Origin of the sequence: Fortiea contorta PCC 7126, from assembly GCF_000332295.1 — a bacterium.
Classification (GTDB): Bacteria; Cyanobacteriota; Cyanobacteriia; order Cyanobacteriales; family Nostocaceae; genus Fortiea; species Fortiea contorta.
Map to the genome: position 1 here is coordinate 4,378,072 of NZ_KB235930.1, position 18,838 is coordinate 4,396,909.

An 18,838-nucleotide genomic window follows, 5' to 3' on the forward strand; every position below is an offset into this window, starting at 1 on the left:
ATATCCTAAAAAATTCTCAGGATATACCTGGACAGTCAAAAAATATCAAAGACGGAAAGACTGAGCCATAGTAATAATCACCTAATTTTACCTAAAAAATAGTTGTCTTTACTGGACTCAGTATAAAAAATTAACAAAATCCAGCACGGTTAACTCTTACCGTTGTAGTCACAAGCATCACAATTAGGGGGCGTAGAGACGCGTGGGTCTTTTTAGGAACTTTCGCTCATCATGGGATATGGGTATCGACCTCGGTACCGCTAATACCCTCGTTTACGTATCTGGTAAAGGTATCGTACTTCAAGAGCCTTCAGTGGTTGCCATTGATCAAAACGAAAAGGTAGCACTGGCAGTTGGAGAAGATGCCAAAAAAATGCTCGGTCGCACACCAGGAAATGTGATTGCCCTGCGCCCTTTGCGCGACGGTGTAATTGCTGACTTTGATACAGCCGAGCTAATGCTCAAAAGCTTTATTCAGCGGGTAAATGAGGGTAAAAGTTTAATTCTACCTCGAATAGTCATCGGTATTCCCAGCGGTGTCACTGGGGTGGAAAGGCGGGCAGTTATGGATGCTGCTTCTCAAGCGGGAGCAAGGGAAGTTTATCTAATTGATGAACCGGTAGCAGCAGCCATTGGCGCGGGATTACCAGTGGAGGAACCCACAGGTAACATGATTATCGATATTGGTGGCGGCACCACAGAAGTAGCTGTACTCAGTCTCCAAGGTACAGTAATTAGCGAATCAGTACGGATTGCGGGAGACGAACTCACTGAAGCCATCATCCAGTATATGAAGAAAGTTCATAACTTGGTGATTGGGGAACGGACTGCAGAAGACATCAAAATTCGGATTGGTTCTGCTTATCCAACTCAGGAAGATGGCGATTCGATGATGGAAGTCCGGGGTTTGCATCTGCTGTCTGGTCTACCACGAACTGTGACCATCAAAGGCCCAGAAATTCGTGAAAGTATGTTGGAACCGTTATCAGTAATAATCGAAGCAGTGAAGCGGACATTAGAACGCACACCGCCAGAACTGGCAGCGGACATTATTGACAGGGGTATTATGTTAGCAGGTGGCGGCGCTTTACTCAAAGGCATAGATACCTTAATTAGCCATGAAACAGGTATTGTCACCCACATAGCAGCTGATCCCTTAAGCTGTGTTGTTTTAGGGACAGGCCGCGTGTTAGAGAACTTCAAGCAACTGGAACGAGTTTTCAGTGGTCGGTCTCGGAATATGTGAGAAAACATACTGATTATTGGGTTCTATTCATACTAGAACCCAATATTTTTAAGTGTAATCAAAAATCTGAAAACAGGGTGAGGAATGGTGACATTACGTAGATGGTGGGATCGGAAAGCTTTACAAGTTGGGTTAATAGCGTTAACTCTGGGTAGCGCCTGGACGCTCAGACAAACTCAAGGCGCCTTGCTGTTAGAGCTTTATCAGGGGATTACCCGACCGTTGCAAATGTTGCAAGCAGGGCCAACTCCTGAAGAACAACTCAGAGATGCACGCGTATTAGAATTGCAAACACGCATAGTAGAGTTAGAAAGTCAAAATAAAAAAATTAAAGATTTATTAAATTACGTAGAACAACAGCCATTGACAGCACGCCCAATTCCCGCAAGAGTGGTGGGGCGTAGCGCTGATCATTGGTGGCAACAGGTTACACTCAATCGGGGTAAAAACTCAGGAATTGAGGAAGGCTTTGTAGTCAAAGCTGAGGGTGGATTGGTGGGCTTGGTCGAGAGCGTCACTCCCAACACTAGCCGCGTGCTGCTCATCAGTGACCTCAAAAGTCAAGTGGGTGTAACAGTTAGTCGCACAGCAGCTAAGGGTGTTTTGCAGGGAGATTCTTCATCCGAGGCGGTGCTAGAGTTTTTAGAAAAAGTTCCCAATGTCAAGGTTGGAGACTTAGTATCCACCTCAACTTATAGTAAAAAGTTTCCGGCTGGTTTGGCAGTAGGCAGAATCAAATCTTTAGATTTAAAGAAACAGCCAACATCAGTAGCGAAAGTAGAGCTGTTTCCTCCTATTCGCTCGCTTGATTGGGTCGCTGTCTATCCCAAACCAGAAGACCCAGAGTTAGAAAATCAAGCAACAATCAAGCTAGAATCGCCAAAACCTAATTAAATTTTTCTAAAGTTCGCAAAGCAATGAAAATTCCTGCATTTGGTAATCGCAGGCAAAAAAAGCCAAAATCTCCAGAGCAAAAATTTCAGATCTCAACGAAGCCACTTGCTAGTTGGCGCCCACAATCACTCCGCCTGTTAGATTTGACAGTGACTGTTGGGTCTGTTTTATTGTGTTTACTGATGTTACCTACCCGTTTACCAGGGATGGAGTTATTAGGCATAGGGCCAAACTGGTTGTTAATTTGGGTAGTGGCTTGGAGTGTGAAACGCACAGTTTGGGCTGGCGCTTTTGCAGGAATAGTTTTGGGATTACTTCAAGATGCGATGACATCTCCTCACCCTAGTCATGCAGTGACTTTAGGTGTGGTGGGAGCGTTAACTAGTTTACTTCAAAAGCAACGTTTTATAGAGGAAGATTTTATTTCTATTGCTTTAATTGTCTTTGCCATGGCAGTAATTGCAGAAACTATTTTTGGTTTGCAATTAACTTTTGCGGCTGATGGCTACGGCGGGCAGAGTCTACGCAAAGCGGAGTATATTTGGACATACTACCAACGTGTGGCTCTAGCTTCTGCCATTCTCAGCAGTCTTTGGGCGCCCATAGTTTATTATCCCTTGAATCGCTGGTGGCAGCAGATCAAGCTGTTAGAGCAATCGTAAAATTATTTAATGAACTAGTTTTCGGGTGTAGCTAGGATGAGGAGAAACACCACCTTGCAATTGCATAACCCACCCTAGGGGCACAACTACAGTTGTGCCCTTAATTACGAGTATTCAGTATTGTTCAAGCTTTTAGCTGCAATGTTCTATTTTTGAGCCTCAAGGTTCCAGCTTTGAGGTGCAATGTTCTCGTTTTGAGGTAGAACATTCTCGTTTTGAGCCTCAAGGTTCCAGCTTTGAGGTGCAATGTTCTTGTTTTGAGGTAGAACATTCTCGTTTTGAGCCTCAAGGTTCCAGCTTTGAGGTGCAATGTTCTTGTTTTGAGGTAGAACATTCTCGTTTTGAGCCTCAACGTTCCAGCTTTGAGGTGCAATGTTCTTGTTTTGAGGTAGAACATTCTCGTTTTGCTCTGCAACTTCCGCCTTCTGAACTTGAATTATGCACCTTGAGGCACTTCCAATTCAGAAAATACCCAAATCCTAGGAGCACGATACCGATAAGATATATGTTGCACCGAAAGTTTTTGGATACTCTACGCCAAAAAACCTGATAATTGATGCTTCGATGTTCTTTTATAACTGGATTCACCCCAACACTATTTCTATCTCAACATGATGCCAAGACGTTGGTGAGGGCACAACAATGTTGTGCCCCTACGGGAAATCCTTGTCTATCAAGGTTTGTGTGAATTACTATCAACTCTCACTGTAGGAGAGGAGAGCAATAACAGGTAAGTTAAGATCACCAAAAGTAAAACTTGAATATTACTGTTAAAGGATCGCCCAAAAAACAAGCGATCGCATAGACAATATTTAGAGTATTGCCCAAAATTATGGATAATTCCCCAGGGACGCCAGAAGCAGATGCATCTCTACCTGACTCTACTAAAAATACGATTCCCAGTGATTTTGATTTTTGCATGATGCGGCGGTGTTTGGAACTCGCTCGCCGCGCTCTGGGACGCACTTCACCCAATCCGTTGGTGGGGGCTGTAGTTGTCAAAAATGGAGTGATTATTGGGGAAGGGTTTCATCCCCGCGCAGGGGAACCCCATGCGGAAGTTTTTGCTTTGAAAGCGGCGGGTGATGCAGCCCGTGGAGCGACAGTTTATGTTAATCTCGAACCTTGCAATCACTATGGACGCACCCCTCCTTGTTCAGAAGGGTTAATTAAGGCTGGGGTAGCAAAGGTAGTGGTAGGGATGGTTGATCCTAATCCATTAGTTGCTGGTGGTGGTATTGCGCGTTTACGTGCTGCTGGTATAGAAGTATTGGTAGGAGTGGAACAAGAGGCCTGTCAGCGGCTGAATGAAGGATTTGTGCATCGTATTCTTTATCAGCGACCACTGGGAATCTTGAAATATGCCATGACTCTAGATGGTAAGATTGCTACTACTTCTGGTAATAGTACTTGGGTGACAAATCAAGATGCCCGTAGTGAAGTCCATCAACTACGGGCAACCTGTGATGCAGTGATTGTTGGTGGAAATACTGTACGTCAGGATAACCCTTATTTAACGAGTCATCAGGTAGAAGCTCACAACCCTTTACGGGTGGTGATGAGTCGTCAGTTGAATTTGCCGTCAAATGCCCACCTATGGCACACTGCAGAGGCTTCTACTTTGGTGTTGACGGAGGTAGGTAGCTCACCCGATTTTCAAGCAATGTTGCGCCAAAAGGGTGTGGAAGTGGTGGAATTGACGTCACTGACTCCAGAACGGGTCATGACACATTTGTATGAGCGGGGATTTTGTAGCGTTCTGTGGGAATGTGGTGGAACTTTAGCTGCTAGTGCGATCGCTCAAGGCGCAGTTCAAAAAGTTCTCGCTTTCATTGCGCCGAAAATTATTGGCGGTAATCATGCGCCCACACCTGTAGGCGATTTGGGCTTGACTTCGATGACGCAGGCTCTACCATTAGAGCGTGTCCGTTGGCGTGTCGTTGGTTCTGATTGTTTGGTGGAAGGTTATTTATCCCAAACAAAATCATAGTTTTGCAGTTGTCAGCAAACGTCAGCACTGTCGCTCATAAGCCAGCTCGCGGATCAAGGTCAACCGAGATTGGATGTAGTCGCTCAAATAGTCAGTTTCGTTTTGTTCTAAGAACTCTTGGGTGTTGGTTTGCTTGATCAACCACTGCACCAAACTAGCATCGTCTAGTTGCAAGAGGGTTTTAGTATGGGCGGTTTCCACCACCGACCAAAGCCGACGCATAATTTTAGGAGTCATCTGACCTCAATTTAATTATTAGCTTCGCTGTTCTCAGATTACACAATTCCCATGGCAGATCACTGCATGAATGTAGAAGCTGAGATAAGTATTATCAAAAGCTTAATAAAGCGATTTATAACTTTATGTAGGTTAAGGAACAGGAAATTGATTTGGTAAATTCCCCAAAGGCACACAAAGTCAGCCTTGTCAGGAGATTTGATAGGAAGAGTGTAGATATACCTAATACTTGATTATATATACAAATCAGCCAAAATTAACTGGTTTGTGAAGAAATTGCTCAATGCGAAAAAGAATAACAGACACTAATTAAAGCAAATTTATTTCACATGAGGCGACAACGCTAGCTCCACAAATCAGTGAGGGGAATTAGGAAGCAGCACTTTTTGCGTCCTTCCTGATCCCCCTCACCTAATTGGGTAATCCCCAGTCAATTTTTACAAATCAGGAGGTAATAATACTGAATCGATCGCGTGGATGACACCATTTTTAGCTTTGATATCAGCTGTGGTGACTTTAGCGTCATTCACGTTTACACCAGTCGCAGGGTCAACCTTGACATTGATCGCACCACCTTCGATGCTTTTCACCTCACCAGATTTTAAATCCTTGGATAGTACCTGACCACGTACCACATGGTAGGTTAACAGCTTCACCAGTACTTCTTTATTTTCTGGCTTCAACAAGTCTCTAACTGCGTCTGCTGGCAATTTGGCAAATGCCGCATCCGTAGGTGCAAAAATGGTAAAGTTATCGTTTCCTTGCAAAGTTTCCGTCAACCCAGCAGCTTTCAGCGCTTTTGTGAGTGTTGTCAAGGAAGTGTTTGACTCTGCCAATGCTACCAAGTTTTTGCCTTCGGTGTCAGTTGTACCCGCTGCTGGTGCAGTTTCGGTGGGTGTACTGGTTGAGGGAGTTTCTGTAGCTGGTGGATTTGTGGGCGTGACTTCGGGGGTAGGAGCGGGAGCTGGAGCAGCTTCTGCTGGCGCACCACTACCACCACGGTTGTAGGGAGGCTCGTTAAAAATACTGGGACGGGGATTGAGTTTCCCTGGTTTGGACTGCTGTGCTACCAAATTTCGGCTGGGAATCACGCCTTTTGTCGCTTCTGTTGCAGATTCGCCTGGTATATATTGAGTATTTGTCTCAACACGCTGACTGCGGTTGTAAGGAGCTTCACTAAAAATGCTGGGGTTAGGATTGACTACCTCTTTTGCTTGTGATGGGAGAGCAACTACAAGACTGAGGCTGCTGATGCCTACTAAACCTGCAATCTTGGCTAGCAATTGGCTGTAATTTGCCTTCATAAATTTTGCTTGTTTATATCATGCACAGTTTACATAAAGACTTATAGCATTTTGCTACGGACAACATCTAACTTTTATAGTGATAAATTTTGGCATAAACTATGCTGTACAAGAAAAATTTAATCTGGAAAAAATTATCACCGCACCCATGATTAGGTATATTTTGCAATCGAATTCTGCTGGTCAACTAAGTATAATGTTGATTTAGTTATGTAATTATGTCTAATTGGTCGTAAATTTTACCTCAATCTGAGTTATTTTTACTAGAAACTAAATCAATATTTAATCGCTATTTGCCATCCATCATCTGATGTTTGCATCTTCTCCAGCACTGATAAAAGTTGCAAATCAATAGGTTTTATTTTACACAAATTATTTTGCTAATTACAGGTATAAAAGCTGAAAAAATTAGCAATAAATCATCATAATATCAAGTAAAAGTAGTTTTATATACCTGATAATTTCTGTACACATGAGACTAAAACAATTACAGTGATGAGGAAAATTGACAAACCGAAAGGTTAGATTTATTTATAATAAAATATTAGAATAATTTAATTATTTAATATATGAGCCAACAAAAAATATTTTTTGAGTAAACGGGCTAATTTATCTCAAAACTACCAAAAATTAAACTCTGGTGACAGTTAAATCGCCGATAAAGTACCAAAAATTAAGAAAGTCCCAGGAAAAATACGGAAACAGAAGATAGAATTATCAGAGTTACTCGATTAACCAGTTATAGGGCGTGCGACATGCTGGAATTATACCAATGGGAATTATCTCAATACTCGGAAAAAGTCCGGCTAATTCTGGATTATAAAGGGTTGGAGTACCGCAAAATTGAAGTGACACCAGGGATTGGACAGGTAGAACTGTTCCGACTAACTGGTCAAAGACAGGTGCCAGTATTAAAAGATGGCAGTAGGTATATTGCAGATTCTACAGAAATTGCTAAGTATTTAGAATTGCGGTATCCTGACAGACCATTGTTACCGTCAGATCCGAAAAAAAGAGGTTTAGCCCTATTGATGGAAGAATGGGCGGATGAGTCGATTGGGATTAAAGGACGCAAAGCACTATTCGCTGCTATCAGTCAGGATCAAAATTTCCGCAAGTCTTTGTTACCCACTTCCACACCAGATATATTTAAAAATTTGGTGGAAGGAGTACCGACCGATTTTTTGACAATTGTTGGTTTTGGGGTGGGTTACAGTCCAGATGTGATTAAATCAGCGATCGCCGATTTAAAACAAGACCTGGAAGCATTAACATTATTATTAGCAGATAGTCCCTATCTACTAGGAGATGAACCAAGTTTAGCTGACCTGACGGTGGCGGGTTTATCAATTTTGCTCAAGTTTCCTGATGGCCCTTATCTAGATTTACCAGCTACCATCAGAGGCAAAGGCGTACCCTCATTAGCAGATAATCCTGATTATGCACCATTCTTTGCTTGGCGCGATCGCCTTTATGCTCAATTTCGCAAACCGTTAATCAACATACCTCCATTAGGAAGCGCGCCAACTTCTATTCAGATTGAATAATCATTGGTCATTGGTCATTTGTAGCTAGCTCAAAACTCTTGACAAAGGACAACTGACCAATAAAAATTTCTACTCATAATTGTGAGCAACTTTTGGATTCTACAATCAGAATTCAACATAATAAGGAGAATAAACCATAGGAGAGAATCACTTGTGACAACTGACCAATGACAAATCACAAATGACCAATGACAAACTCAGGACAACCATTAGGTTCAGTCATCCAAGGCTCTCTAACTGGGGGTCTAGAAGTAAGATTACACGCTGATATATCTGTTGAAGATATGCGGGTGGGAAAATTTTTAGTTGTGCAAGGGATGCGATCGCGTTTTTTCTGTATGCTAACAGATGTCGCCCTGGGAACTGCAAATGCCCGCATCATCGCCAACCCTCCCAATTGGGAAGACACTTTCTTAAGAGAAATTTTAGCAGGTAGCAGTACCTACGGTACTATCAACCTCGCGCCGATGTTGATGTTTACCCCCGAATCTGAGGAATCTTTTTCCCCAACTAACGGTAAGTCAGCAAATCCTTTCATGCCATCAATTACAGGTTTGGCATCTTTCCAGCCCCAAACCAGTACTACCATGGAATTGCTGCCGGTCAAAACTATTCCCAGCCATTTTAGCCAAGTTTATGAAGCGAGCGAAGAAGATTTCCGCCGCGTGTTTGGTTGGGAAGATGACACCCAAAGAAAGAATTTTTCTATTGGGAAGCCGCTGGATATGGATGTACCAGTTTGCATTGATTTAGACCGATTTGTGGAACGGAGTAACGGGGTTTTTGGGAAATCGGGAACAGGTAAATCCTTTCTGACACGGTTACTGTTGGCGGGGATAGTCCGCAAAAATGCAGCAGTAAACTTGATTTTTGATATGCATTCTGAATATGGCTGGCAAGCTGTTTGTGAGGGGAAGCAATATAGTACAGTTAAAGGCTTAAAGCAGTTATTCCCTGGTAAAGTCGAAGTGTATACCCTTGACCCTGAATCGACGAAGCGCCGGGGGGTAAGGGATGCACAAGAGCTGTATTTGAGTTATGAGCAAATTAAAATTGAAGACGTCAAATTATGCTCTCGTGATTTAGGACTGTCAGAAGCAGCTTTGGATAATGCGAATATTCTGTATGCAGAATTTGGCAAAGCTTGGATTTTGCAGTTGATGAATATGACAAATGAAGAAATCAAGCTGTTCTGCGACGAGAAGCGCGGACACCAAGGCTCGATTATGTCATTGCAGCGCAAACTGCTCAGGCTAGATAATTTAAAGTATATGCGGGCAGCTTGTCCCCAAAATTATATCGATCAAATTTTGCGATCGCTCGAAGCCGGAAAACATGTCGTGGTTGAATTTGGCTCGCAATCAGATATGCTATCATATATGTTGGTGACGAATATGATCACCAGAAGAATTCACGAGCGTTACGTCAGCAAGGCTGAGAGATTTTTACACAGTGGCAATGCGAGCGATCGCCCAACTCAACTGGTAATCACCATCGAAGAAGCTCACCGTTTTCTCGACCCAGCCATTGTCCAAAGCACAATCTTCGGTACGATCGCGCGGGAAATGCGAAAATACTTTGTCACCCTTTTGGTAGTTGATCAGCGCCCGTCGGGGATAGATAATGAAGTCATGTCCCAGATTGGCACCCGCATTACAGCTTTGCTAAATGACGAAAAAGACATTGACGCCATCTTCACAGGGGTTTCCGGTGCTGGTAGTCTGCGCTCAGTGCTAGCAAAATTAGACTCCAAGCAGCAAGCCATGATTTTAGGTCACGCTGTCCCTATGCCAGTTGTAGTCCGTACCCGTCCTTATGACGCCACCTTCTACGCAGAAATTGGTGACACCGCTTGGGAAGAAAAACCGGACGCAGAACTGTTCGCAGCTGCTGAACTAGCCAAAGCCGATTTGGGTTTTTAGAGAGTTATTGGTCATTTGTGAAGGTAAGGGGTTAATGGTCAATTATTATCCCTGGTGTCCCCATCCCCCACTTTCGTAACTTCCCTCCACCACAGTCGTCAATCAGTTCGGTTATCCCGCTACGTATCGGCAACTGCAGTGAGGGTTTTGCCGTCACTATAGATATAGTAAGCACTCTATAGGAAGTTTAAAAAGTTTTTTGGTCAAGCAGGCAATTTTATCTTATAATAATAAGCTTTATCTAAACTGCTTTACTATCCGCTAGTTTTGTCGTACTATAAAAAAAGTAGAACTCATACTGACTTCGTATTTTTCCACTCCCTGCTAGTGGCACAGTACAACAAGAATTTTTAAACATCCTCAAAGTGCTGAAAACAGATGCCAAAAAAGACAAAAAGTAAGGGAACCTATCATACCGACACACCGTCTTGACAACGGCTATATAAACTTATTGCTGATGGTAGCTCCCTACGTTCCGTGATATATGTACTAAATTTACCCACCACTGTAGTTATTAAAGATTCATTGTGTTTACGGAGTAGAGGACAACGCACCAATGCCTACTGTTAACACCCAAACCGAAAACCTGAACACCAAATTCACGGCTGATATGGTGCGAACCTATCTGCGAGAAATTGGTCGTGTACCACTGCTAACCCGTGAGCAGGAGATTGTTTATGGGAAGCAGGTGCAGCAAATGATGACATTATTGGACGCCAAGGAAGCTTTGGCGAAAAAACTGCAACGCGAGCCAAGTTCAGAAGAGTGGGCGAACCAAGTTAATTCCTCTGAAACAGAGGTGAGACAGACTGTCGCCCAAGGTAAGCGAGCCAAGCAGAAAATGATTGAAGCTAACCTGCGCTTGGTAGTGGCTATTGCGAAAAAATACCAGAAACGCAACATGGAGTTTCTGGATTTGATCCAAGAAGGAACTCTAGGGTTAGAGCGGGGTGTAGAGAAATTTGATCCCATGCGGGGTTATAAATTTTCCACCTATGCTTACTGGTGGATTCGCCAAGCGATTACCAGAGCGATCGCCCAACAAGGTCGCACCATCCGCTTACCTATCCATATTACCGAAAAGCTGAACAAAATCAAAAAAGTGCAGCGCGAGCTAGCACAGAAGTTCGGGCGATCGCCCACACCTGCAGAAATTGCCAAAGAACTAGAGCTAGAACCAGCTCAGATCCGCGAGTATCTGAACATGGCGCGCCAGCCAGTTTCCTTAGATGTGCGCGTTGGCGATAACCAAGACACCGAGTTGCAAGAAATGCTCGAAGATGACGGCCCATCACCAGAGTATTACACCACCCAAGAATTCTTGCGCCAAGACTTGAACACCTTGCTAGCAGAATTAACCCCCCAACAGCGAGAAGTTTTAGCTTTGCGTTTCGGTTTAGAAGATGGTAACGAAATGTCTTTGGCGAAAGTCGGTGAGCGGTTAAATCTGAGCCGCGAACGTGTCCGCCAATTAGAACACCAAGCCTTGGCTCATCTGCGCCGCCGTCGCGGTAACGTCAAAGAGTATGTAGCATAAGCTCGAAACAGAGATTGTTTCATAGCGCGCCTCCTCAATTAGGGGGCTTTTTTCATAGCAGGGAACTTCGTAGAGGCGTAGCTTGCTTCTCCGTTTCGGAGTACGGTTGTTCGCCCAGTTATTCACCCAAATAATCCTCACCGCCATTCACCTTGGAGAGAGAAAGCAGCCCAATAACGGGGATGTCTCCAAGCTGGATATTGCGAATCCTTCCGCAGCCACATTTGGCGCTGGGCGACATTCAGGGCGGCGGCGGGAGATGTCTTTTGTGACAACATTTGTTGGTAAAATGCAATCATTAACTCCTTAGTAGATTCATCATTCACATTCCACAAATTCTCCGGATTCCTCGTTTTATCGTTGTGTAGGGGCGGATATTCTCATTAGCGTTAATTGAACTGTTTATGTCTTCCCTGTAGCGGCTTCCGTCACGACGTTTCTGTGTTTCGCGCAGCCTGTAGCAGCTTCTGCTTTCCCTGTAGCGGCTTCCGTCACGACGTTTCCGTGTTTCGCGCAGTCTGTAGTGGCTTCTGTTTTCTCTGTAGCGGCTTCCGCTTGGACGTTTTCGTGTTTCGCGCAGCTTGTAGCGGCTTGCGTTTTGATATTAGGACTTACCCATGTGTCACACTCAAATAATGGTGCGTGAATTTCAGCTTTGCTGGAGATAATAATCAAAACGCGATCGCAGTTGTGCAGATGTGAGGTTTTGAGTCCAGTATTCTACTAGCGCGTGACCAAATGCCCAAGCTTGGCGATCGCTGATGGTGGTATTCTCTAGCAGTAAGGGCCACAGGGACTGTAAGTCGAAGCTGAGTGGCTGGTCGTCGCTATTCAACAGGGAAAATAAGTCATAAGCCATCTGCAGTTTACCGATGACGAGGGGTAACTGCTCTACGGGGATTTGCTCGGCGAGGAGATAGGCTAAGGTGGGTGTACCAGTGGCGAGGGTAGCGATAAATTGCAGTACCGGGCTTTTGAGCAGTGCGGTGAGTCCTTGGGTAGTCGCCATCTGGAAGGTGTAGTGGTCGATAATTCGGGCGGTTGCGGCGGTGCGGGCTTCTTGATTCCGCAAGAAACGAGCTAGTCGCAGTTGTTTAGCGGGGGCGATCGCCGCGACTAATCCTAAAGATAGCGCTTCCACTCCCCAGGACTCGCGCCCAGTTTGGCGATCGCTGGTGACGACGGGCAGAACTAAATGGGAGAATTCAGCTAGTTGTTGAGCACGATACTCGGTAGCGCCGCGGATGGCGACCTCTTTCGGGCGATCGCCCCACTCCCAATCATAAGGCGGTTGCCATTCGCGCAGGGGACGCAGGCGGTCTACTTGGGTAACAACAGTAATTACGGGTAAATCTGCTACTTCGGCTTTGATGTCCCGCAGGAAGTCTACATCAATTTGTAAAGCTGGATCGAGCGCCGGGGTAACTAGCAGTAGTAAATCCGCTTTACTGGCATAATCTATGACTAAAAATCTTAATTCCCCACGGTTGACTTGTTCATATCCTGGTGTATCTAACAGCGTTAAAGTTTCCTGACTGGGAGTTTGCCATTGATAACTTTGAATTTTATCGGTGCTAGGTAATACATCAATCGTAGCTAATTCTGCTGAAAATAAAGTGTTAATTAAACTGCTTTTTCCTGAGCCTGTCCGCCCTACGAGGAGAATATTCACCGATTGTTGCTCAACTGCAGCAACTGGTGTGGCTTGGGCGAGAATTTCCTTGAGGGTTTGGGTTTTGGCTGGGGATGGGGTGGCGACGAGTGAAGGAGTAACTGCGGTTGGAGGCGTCATCCCACTATAAAGAGCGATCGCTTGTCGGCATAAATTTCTGAGCGCAGCTTCCCGCACCAACTGACTTAAATTTACCAGCAGTTGTTGCGTAGCTCGGTTAGTGTAACCTTGACTCGCTCTTTTGGCGACTGCAGCTAAGGGGTTCAATAACCACTGCGCCCAGTTCCAAACTTGCCAGAGTTTTCGCGCTGATGGTTCTAATTTGCGATAAACTTCATATGCTTGGTATGCTTGCCCCACCGTCACTTGATTGAGAGCCGGAGATAATTTTTCCATCCATTGATCCAGCCCATCCATCGTCCCGCGAATCAATCCATAAGCTTGAGGAACGTAAATATTCAGTAGAGGATATTGTACTTGGGGATTGTAAATGTGAGCGATCGCCGCAACTAAATCTTGGCATCTTGTCCAGAATGTTTGCCAATCTTCCCAAATGGGGCGATCAGTTTGCGCCGCTAATAAAATTTTCTGTAGCGCTATTTCTGCTTCACTAGCGACGTTATTTCCCGTCGATGATGCGGTATCATTATCATCAGAGGCTAATTCTGCACTCACTTCGGCTAATACGTCCTCTAGCTGCTTGACCACAGGCTGAGTCCAGCGTACCAACAGCCAGCGCCACCCCACAAACAGCAGCGTAAACACAGCCCAAATCCAATTGATACCCCATGTGTGGATCTGCATCCCCGCCGCAACTAGCAAAAAAGCGATAATAAAAACCACGGGAGTTGCTAAAATGAGCCATTGCCACAGTTTTAAGCGCACCATTGCTTAATACCTGCCTTAGTTAGACACATGATCCAGTATAAAACTGATGCCAGAGGCAGAACGAAAACTTCGATTTTTCTTTGTTCCTTTGCGCCTATGCGTGAGACAAATTCATACCCTCAATCAGCAACGCCAAAAATAAACATGTATGATTGCCTTGATCCAAAGTCCACTCAATTCTGCTGCAGAATTTATGGACAGTACATTAGTAGTCAGAGATTCCAATGAGTAAGTTTTCCATCGAAATCGATTTCAGTAATGTAGATTTAACTTCTTTAGAAACAGAAGATGATTTTCAAAGAGAAGCAAAAAACTTACTACCAAAAGCACTTATCAAGCTAGGCGAAAAAGTAGGCGAGCAGACATGGGAAGAGTTACAAAAAAAGCTCAAAGGACAAGGAACTAAACTCAACTCTTCTCCTAGTGAGAAACGCAAGTTTATTCAAGAAACAGGTAGAACCTATCAACGCCAAGCTAGTAGTAGAGAAAGACAAGAACTAGAGGAGTATATCATAGAACAATTACGCCAGCAGCAGCGGTGATGAATTAATTTAGAAGCTAGGGGCTAGGGGTGAGAGCGTGTGTTTGATGTAATTGCGGCTTTGAGCATTGTAAATGCATCCACCCCGTGATCATGAATAGCGATCGCTCAGATAAAATAAACTAGGCGATCGCACTTCATTTAATGTAGAGATATTCAGAATCTACAGCGAGTGAAGATGCAGACAAGTCAGAAATTATTCCTCCCGGCTATGGGTTGCGGAACTTGGGCGTGGGGAAATCAACTGCTCTGGGGATACAATCAGAGTATGGACAGCGCGTTGCAAGCGGTATTTAATCTTTGTGTAAGTAATGGCGTCACTTTGTTTGATACTGGTGATTCCTATGGTACTGGCAAATTAAATGGACGCAGTGAGCTACTATTAGGACAATTTTCTCAAGCATATCAAGGCACAGGTCAAAAAAATATCTGCATTGCCACCAAGCTAGCTGCTTATCCCTGGAGATTAACGCGCCAATCGATGATTTCAGCTTGTCAAGCATCAGCCCAACGGTTAAGAAAAAATGTAGACTTAGTTCAGATGCATTGGTCAACAGCCAATTATGCTCCTTGGCAAGAAGGGCGACTGTTAGATGGTTTAGCTGACCTGTATGAGCAAGGTTTAGTTAAAGGTGTAGGACTATCGAATTATGGCCCCAAACGCCTGCAAGAAGTACATCAAAAATTCGCAGCTCGCAGAATTCCCATTACCACCCTACAAGTTCAATACTCCTTATTATCCACATATCCGGTAACAGAATTAGGATTAAAAGATGTTTGTGATCAATTAGGAATCAAACTTATTGCTTACAGTCCCCTAGCGTTAGGACTATTAACAGGAAAATATTCAGAGCAAGGCCCTTTTCCCCAAGGTATTCGCGGATTATTATTTAGACTACTACTACCAGGAGCAAAGTTGCTGTTGGCTTGTTTAAAAGAAATCGCCGAATCTCGCCACAAAACCATCTCACAGGTAGCACTTAATTGGTGTATTTGTAAAGACACAATACCCATCCCCGGCGCCAAAAGTGTAACGCAAGCACAAGAGAATATAGGCGCTTTAGGCTGGCGACTTGAACCTAGCGAAGTATCAGCATTAGATCAAGCCGCTGCGAATACAAATCGGAAAATGGTACAAAATATTTTTCAAACTAAATGACATAACAGGGAACTCTTAACAGGAAGGGTGGGGAGATGGGGAGGTGTGGGAGGAGGGAGAAGATAGCGAGAAGCGTAATACCGTTTCATTTTAAGATTGATGCACATGAGCAAGCAGGGGATGCAAAAAAAGTGAGTGTATCAATAATTTCGTGAAATGGTATAAGCATAAATTCTTTTTCTCCCCACCTCCCCATCACCCCATCACCCCATCACCCCACCTCCCCACACTCCCTACACTCTATGCTCAATGTTTTGTAAATGCGCTTCTAACCAAGCTGCTAAATCAGTTAACACCTCTTGGTAATTGAGGTCATTCTGCAATTCATGATAAGCGCCTGGATACTCCACTCGTGTTTTATCTGTACCAGGAACCCGCTCGCAAAAAATATTACCACCTTCAGGTAAAGCTACTCTGTCCGCGCTACCATGAAGAATTAACAGCGGTAATTGCCAATCACAAGCGTGAGCATTAATCCACGCCACTGTAGCAAAAAACTCTGTAGCTAATCGCGCACTAGCTCGCGTATGTCGCCAAGGATCTTGAGCGTAAGCTGCTATAATTTTCTCATCCCGTGAACCAGCGCTCAGGTCAATCCCGGTATTCAATGTAAAACGCGGCCAAATTTGGGAGAGCAAGTTCCCAATCAGTAACCTGATTTTGGACACACCTACCTTCCCTAAAGTTGGCGCCAAAGCAATCACACCTCGCAATTGAGATGCTGCTTGGGGACAGCGCAGCGCATATTCAAGCACAATCACCGAACCTAAACTGTGTCCTAAAAGAAAAATCGGACATCCTGGCTGCTGAGTTGTAATTAATTCTAAAAAAGCTTGCAAATCTCCTCGAAAATCAGCCCAAGCTTGAATGTGACCACGCTGTCCTGGCGATCGCCCATGACCGCGCAAGTCTAAACCATAAACAGCATACTGTTGAGGTAGCAAATGTTCAACTACATTACTATATCTTCCGCTGTGCGCTCCTAGTCCATGTACAATAGTTAATATTCCCCTCACTTTACCTTGTGGATGCCAGCTTTGGTAATAGAGGTCAAGTCCTTCCACACCCTTAAATCTGCCTTCGTGGTAAATAATGCTCACTTGTGTACGTTTTCTCAGTCAGCTAGTAGCTTATCAACGTACATTGTAGAGATAAAGTTACTCAAGTTAAAAAGTTTGTCACTTTAAAATTTGATGTCCCCTCCCAACAGTGATTTAAACAAGCATTAATCCTCGCATCAGGAACATCAGCGGCTTCACTAGATGCATTAAATTGTACCGCTGTCACAATATATTCAAAAATAATTACAAACTGCTTGGTTGGTGACATTCTTTCCACCACAATTGTTTCACCCACTCTAGGGATTTGGGGTAAATCCACGACAAAATTTTCCATTTTTGGCTTGTCTAGTGGATTTTTAAAACTAAAATATTTACAGTAAACAATAACTTTCACTAAAAAACCACCAAATAGCGCTCAACAGTTAAAAATTAGATCAATAATCCTGACAGAGATTTTTGCATGAAAAGGAGTTAGCAGATTTATCTGTGGAGCCAATCCAAAATCTAAAATTGGATGACTAGGATAGATATGCTTGAGCTTATTTACCTCGCCACAGTTGCTGTATCCATTGAAAAATCTTCACTAAAATCTCTTCTAGCCAAAGCATAGCACTATCTAGCAATTCTAGGACTTGCTCTAAGATGTGCTTGTCATATCCGATGTGTGTAGCTTTGATTTCTATCCAGTCTGGTTGATACTTCATTTGAGCAGTTGGGTGCTGCTTTTGAGCAATTTCTCCAGGATGATTCTCAGTTCCAGCTTGGGAAATTCGGGAGACAATTTCCTTAGCAGCGGTGACTTTTTGCGATATTTTTTGTTGAGATGTAAGATTGCGGGTTGATTTTTTCTCCTTAACTAATGCAGATTTTGATTGATAATTCCCAGTCAAATTTTTGGGAAGAGCAACAACTGCTGAGGAACTAGAAACCAAAGCAGGATTTTTCCTTTCTTGCGGTGCGGTTGGTTTGGGTGTCGGTGTTTTGGTGTCTCCAAACAAATCACCCCAAGTTAACCAGGGGTCTAAATTTTCTTCATGTAATTGACGACTTTTAAGTAATCGCTTATTCTCGATTTTTGTGTGCGTATTTGCAGATGGCAAATTTTGATTATTTTTCACACCAAAAAAGTAATTCAGCGCTGCGGCTATTAATGCTTGAATATTCAAGGGATGAGTTTCTAACCCATCAGCACTTACTGCAATTTGTCCTCTAGCGATTAACTGTTCTCTCCCATAAAGAAATATACTAAGTTGTGTATGAGCAACTTGGATCATTTCCTGGCTGTGTTGCTGCACAGGTACTAAAGCATTTGACTCAAGTTTCGCTATGACTGCATCTAGGAATGGGAGGATTTTGTGAGATTTGGTTTCTCCCGTTACCATTCCTGGAGGCAAAGCAGGTATATTTGGGGAATTACTACCAGTTAACTTCGCTAACAAGCGGTGAATTTCTGGTAAGGATGCTGCGGCTTGTTTAGTTTCCACCTGACGCCAAGCACGCCAATAGTTAGCGATCGCTGTAATAATTTTTTCGGCTAAAGTTTCTTGCTGTTGGGGTGTTAAAATATCTAAAATTGCATTATCTGTAGTGACAAGTACTAAATGGCGGTTTACCAAGCTGGTAGCGATTCCTTGTACTACCAGATGATTTATTTGTAGAGATGTTTCTGAAGGTGATGTGTTCAGACTCCCGCTAGATTTGTCAGCAACCGTTAACAATGGGGATGGATGAGACTTAACGATAGAGGGACGACCAGAAAATTTTTGCCACAAAGACTGGAAAAAACCCCAAGGTGAGAAAGGCGGTGATGTTGTCGCGGGTGGACTAGCAGATGGTAAATTTTTGATAGCTTCTAGCACTTGCTGAATCGGGGTATCAGCAGCTGGGGTAGTTTCCGGTTCTAACTGTAGTCTAGATTGTGGTTCGGCAATTTGCGGCTGTTGCGTAGTCGATTGGGTTGACTGCAGCAGCAGGTAAACAGGGTAAAGTAGTACTTCAATACCCCATTTAGTCGCCACTTGTACATGACGGAAGGTATGTTCCCACTGTTGTGTCAACCGCCGAGATTGCTGGTGGACAAAGTTAAATAGCTTGCTTTGATAACGACCAGAAGCACCAGAAGACATTGTAGTAATTTTTTTAGTTAGAACTTGAGTTTAGTCGCGAGACTCCCGCCTA

Annotated in this window: 17 protein-coding genes; 9 read left to right on the forward strand and 8 right to left on the reverse strand. The window is 43.8% G+C overall.

Features of this window, described 5'->3' with window-relative positions; genetic code table 11:
• Nucleotides 1-238: 238 nt before the first annotated feature.
• From MIC7126_RS0120290 to ribD, 4 genes are all read left to right on the forward strand, one after another.
• Nucleotides 239-1,246: a rod shape-determining protein gene (locus tag MIC7126_RS0120290; protein WP_017654989.1), complete on the forward strand. Its 1,008-nt coding sequence runs from the start codon at nucleotides 239-241 to the stop codon at nucleotides 1,244-1,246.
• Nucleotides 1,247-1,330: 84 nt separating this feature from the next.
• On the forward strand, nucleotides 1,331-2,140 hold the full coding sequence (mreC, locus tag MIC7126_RS0120295; protein ID WP_017654990.1) for a rod shape-determining protein MreC: 810 nt from the start codon (nucleotides 1,331-1,333) through the stop codon (nucleotides 2,138-2,140).
• Between the two features lie 23 nt (nucleotides 2,141-2,163).
• The gene (gene mreD / locus MIC7126_RS0120300) at nucleotides 2,164-2,802 is read left to right on the forward strand and encodes a rod shape-determining protein MreD (RefSeq protein ID WP_017654991.1); all 639 of its coding nucleotides are present in this window, start codon (nucleotides 2,164-2,166) and stop codon (nucleotides 2,800-2,802) included.
• 832 nt (nucleotides 2,803-3,634) lie between these two features.
• A complete protein-coding gene (gene ribD, locus MIC7126_RS0120310; protein ID WP_017654993.1) occupies nucleotides 3,635-4,792 on the forward strand; it encodes a bifunctional diaminohydroxyphosphoribosylaminopyrimidine deaminase/5-amino-6-(5-phosphoribosylamino)uracil reductase RibD in 1,158 nt (385 codons plus the stop codon).
• A 21-nt stretch (nucleotides 4,793-4,813) separates the two neighbouring features.
• Here the strand turns inward: ribD and MIC7126_RS0120315 are convergent, their stop codons facing one another.
• Nucleotides 4,814-5,029, reverse strand: a complete 216-nt coding sequence (locus MIC7126_RS0120315; protein WP_017654994.1) for a hypothetical protein — start codon at nucleotides 5,027-5,029, stop codon at nucleotides 4,814-4,816.
• Between the two features lie 437 nt (nucleotides 5,030-5,466).
• Nucleotides 5,467-6,333, reverse strand: coding sequence for a fasciclin domain-containing protein (locus MIC7126_RS0120320; protein ID WP_017654995.1), 867 nt, complete (start codon nucleotides 6,331-6,333; stop codon nucleotides 5,467-5,469).
• 755 nt (nucleotides 6,334-7,088) lie between these two features.
• On the opposite strand from MIC7126_RS0120320, the gene MIC7126_RS0120325 reads away from it, so the two are divergent.
• The 3 genes from MIC7126_RS0120325 to MIC7126_RS0120335 all read left to right on the forward strand — a co-directional run bounded on the left by MIC7126_RS0120325 (nucleotide 7,089) and on the right by MIC7126_RS0120335 (nucleotide 11,339).
• Nucleotides 7,089-7,880 carry a glutathione S-transferase family protein gene (locus MIC7126_RS0120325; protein WP_017654996.1) on the forward strand — a complete coding sequence of 264 codons (792 nt, stop codon included), beginning with the start codon at nucleotides 7,089-7,091 and terminating at the stop codon, nucleotides 7,878-7,880.
• Between the two features lie 188 nt (nucleotides 7,881-8,068).
• A complete protein-coding gene (locus MIC7126_RS0120330; RefSeq protein ID WP_017654997.1) occupies nucleotides 8,069-9,802 on the forward strand; it encodes a helicase HerA domain-containing protein in 1,734 nt (577 codons plus the stop codon).
• Nucleotides 9,803-10,358: 556 nt separating this feature from the next.
• A complete protein-coding gene (locus MIC7126_RS0120335) occupies nucleotides 10,359-11,339 on the forward strand; it encodes an RNA polymerase sigma factor, RpoD/SigA family (protein ID WP_017654998.1) in 981 nt (326 codons plus the stop codon).
• A gap of 137 nt (nucleotides 11,340-11,476) precedes the next feature.
• Here MIC7126_RS0120335 and MIC7126_RS0120340 read toward each other — a convergent pair whose 3' ends face one another.
• From MIC7126_RS0120340 to MIC7126_RS0120350, 3 genes are all read right to left on the reverse strand, one after another.
• Complete coding sequence (locus MIC7126_RS0120340; RefSeq protein WP_017654999.1) at nucleotides 11,477-11,665, reverse strand: CHAT domain-containing protein; 189 nt, start codon at nucleotides 11,663-11,665, stop codon at nucleotides 11,477-11,479.
• A 76-nt stretch (nucleotides 11,666-11,741) separates the two neighbouring features.
• Entirely contained in the window at nucleotides 11,742-12,014 is a 273-nt protein-coding gene (locus tag MIC7126_RS28000) for a hypothetical protein (RefSeq protein WP_017655000.1), read from the reverse strand.
• Nucleotides 11,989-13,899 carry a GTPase family protein gene (locus tag MIC7126_RS0120350; protein ID WP_017655001.1) on the reverse strand — a complete coding sequence of 637 codons (1,911 nt, stop codon included), beginning with the start codon at nucleotides 13,897-13,899 and terminating at the stop codon, nucleotides 11,989-11,991. The genes MIC7126_RS28000 and MIC7126_RS0120350 overlap by 26 nt, the downstream gene beginning before the upstream one ends.
• 224 nt (nucleotides 13,900-14,123) lie before the next feature.
• On the opposite strand from MIC7126_RS0120350, the gene MIC7126_RS0120360 reads away from it, so the two are divergent.
• Nucleotides 14,124-14,441: a hypothetical protein gene (locus MIC7126_RS0120360; protein ID WP_017655002.1), complete on the forward strand. Its 318-nt coding sequence runs from the start codon at nucleotides 14,124-14,126 to the stop codon at nucleotides 14,439-14,441.
• Nucleotides 14,442-14,618: 177 nt separating this feature from the next.
• Nucleotides 14,619-15,599 (forward strand): aldo/keto reductase, encoded by a 981-nt coding sequence (locus tag MIC7126_RS0120365; RefSeq protein ID WP_026100412.1) that lies wholly within the window; start codon nucleotides 14,619-14,621, stop codon nucleotides 15,597-15,599.
• Nucleotides 15,600-15,832: 233 nt separating this feature from the next.
• Here the strand turns inward: MIC7126_RS0120365 and MIC7126_RS0120370 are convergent, their stop codons facing one another.
• The 3 genes from MIC7126_RS0120370 to MIC7126_RS0120380 all read right to left on the reverse strand — a co-directional run bounded on the left by MIC7126_RS0120370 (nucleotide 15,833) and on the right by MIC7126_RS0120380 (nucleotide 18,786).
• On the reverse strand, nucleotides 15,833-16,693 hold the full coding sequence (locus MIC7126_RS0120370) for an alpha/beta hydrolase (RefSeq protein WP_026100413.1): 861 nt from the start codon (nucleotides 16,691-16,693) through the stop codon (nucleotides 15,833-15,835).
• 67 nt (nucleotides 16,694-16,760) lie between these two features.
• Nucleotides 16,761-17,054 carry a hypothetical protein gene (locus MIC7126_RS0120375; protein WP_017655005.1) on the reverse strand — a complete coding sequence of 98 codons (294 nt, stop codon included), beginning with the start codon at nucleotides 17,052-17,054 and terminating at the stop codon, nucleotides 16,761-16,763.
• Between the two features lie 145 nt (nucleotides 17,055-17,199).
• The gene (locus MIC7126_RS0120380; RefSeq protein ID WP_017655006.1) at nucleotides 17,200-18,786 is read right to left on the reverse strand and encodes a hypothetical protein; all 1,587 of its coding nucleotides are present in this window, start codon (nucleotides 18,784-18,786) and stop codon (nucleotides 17,200-17,202) included.
• Nucleotides 18,787-18,838: the final 52 nt, after the last annotated feature.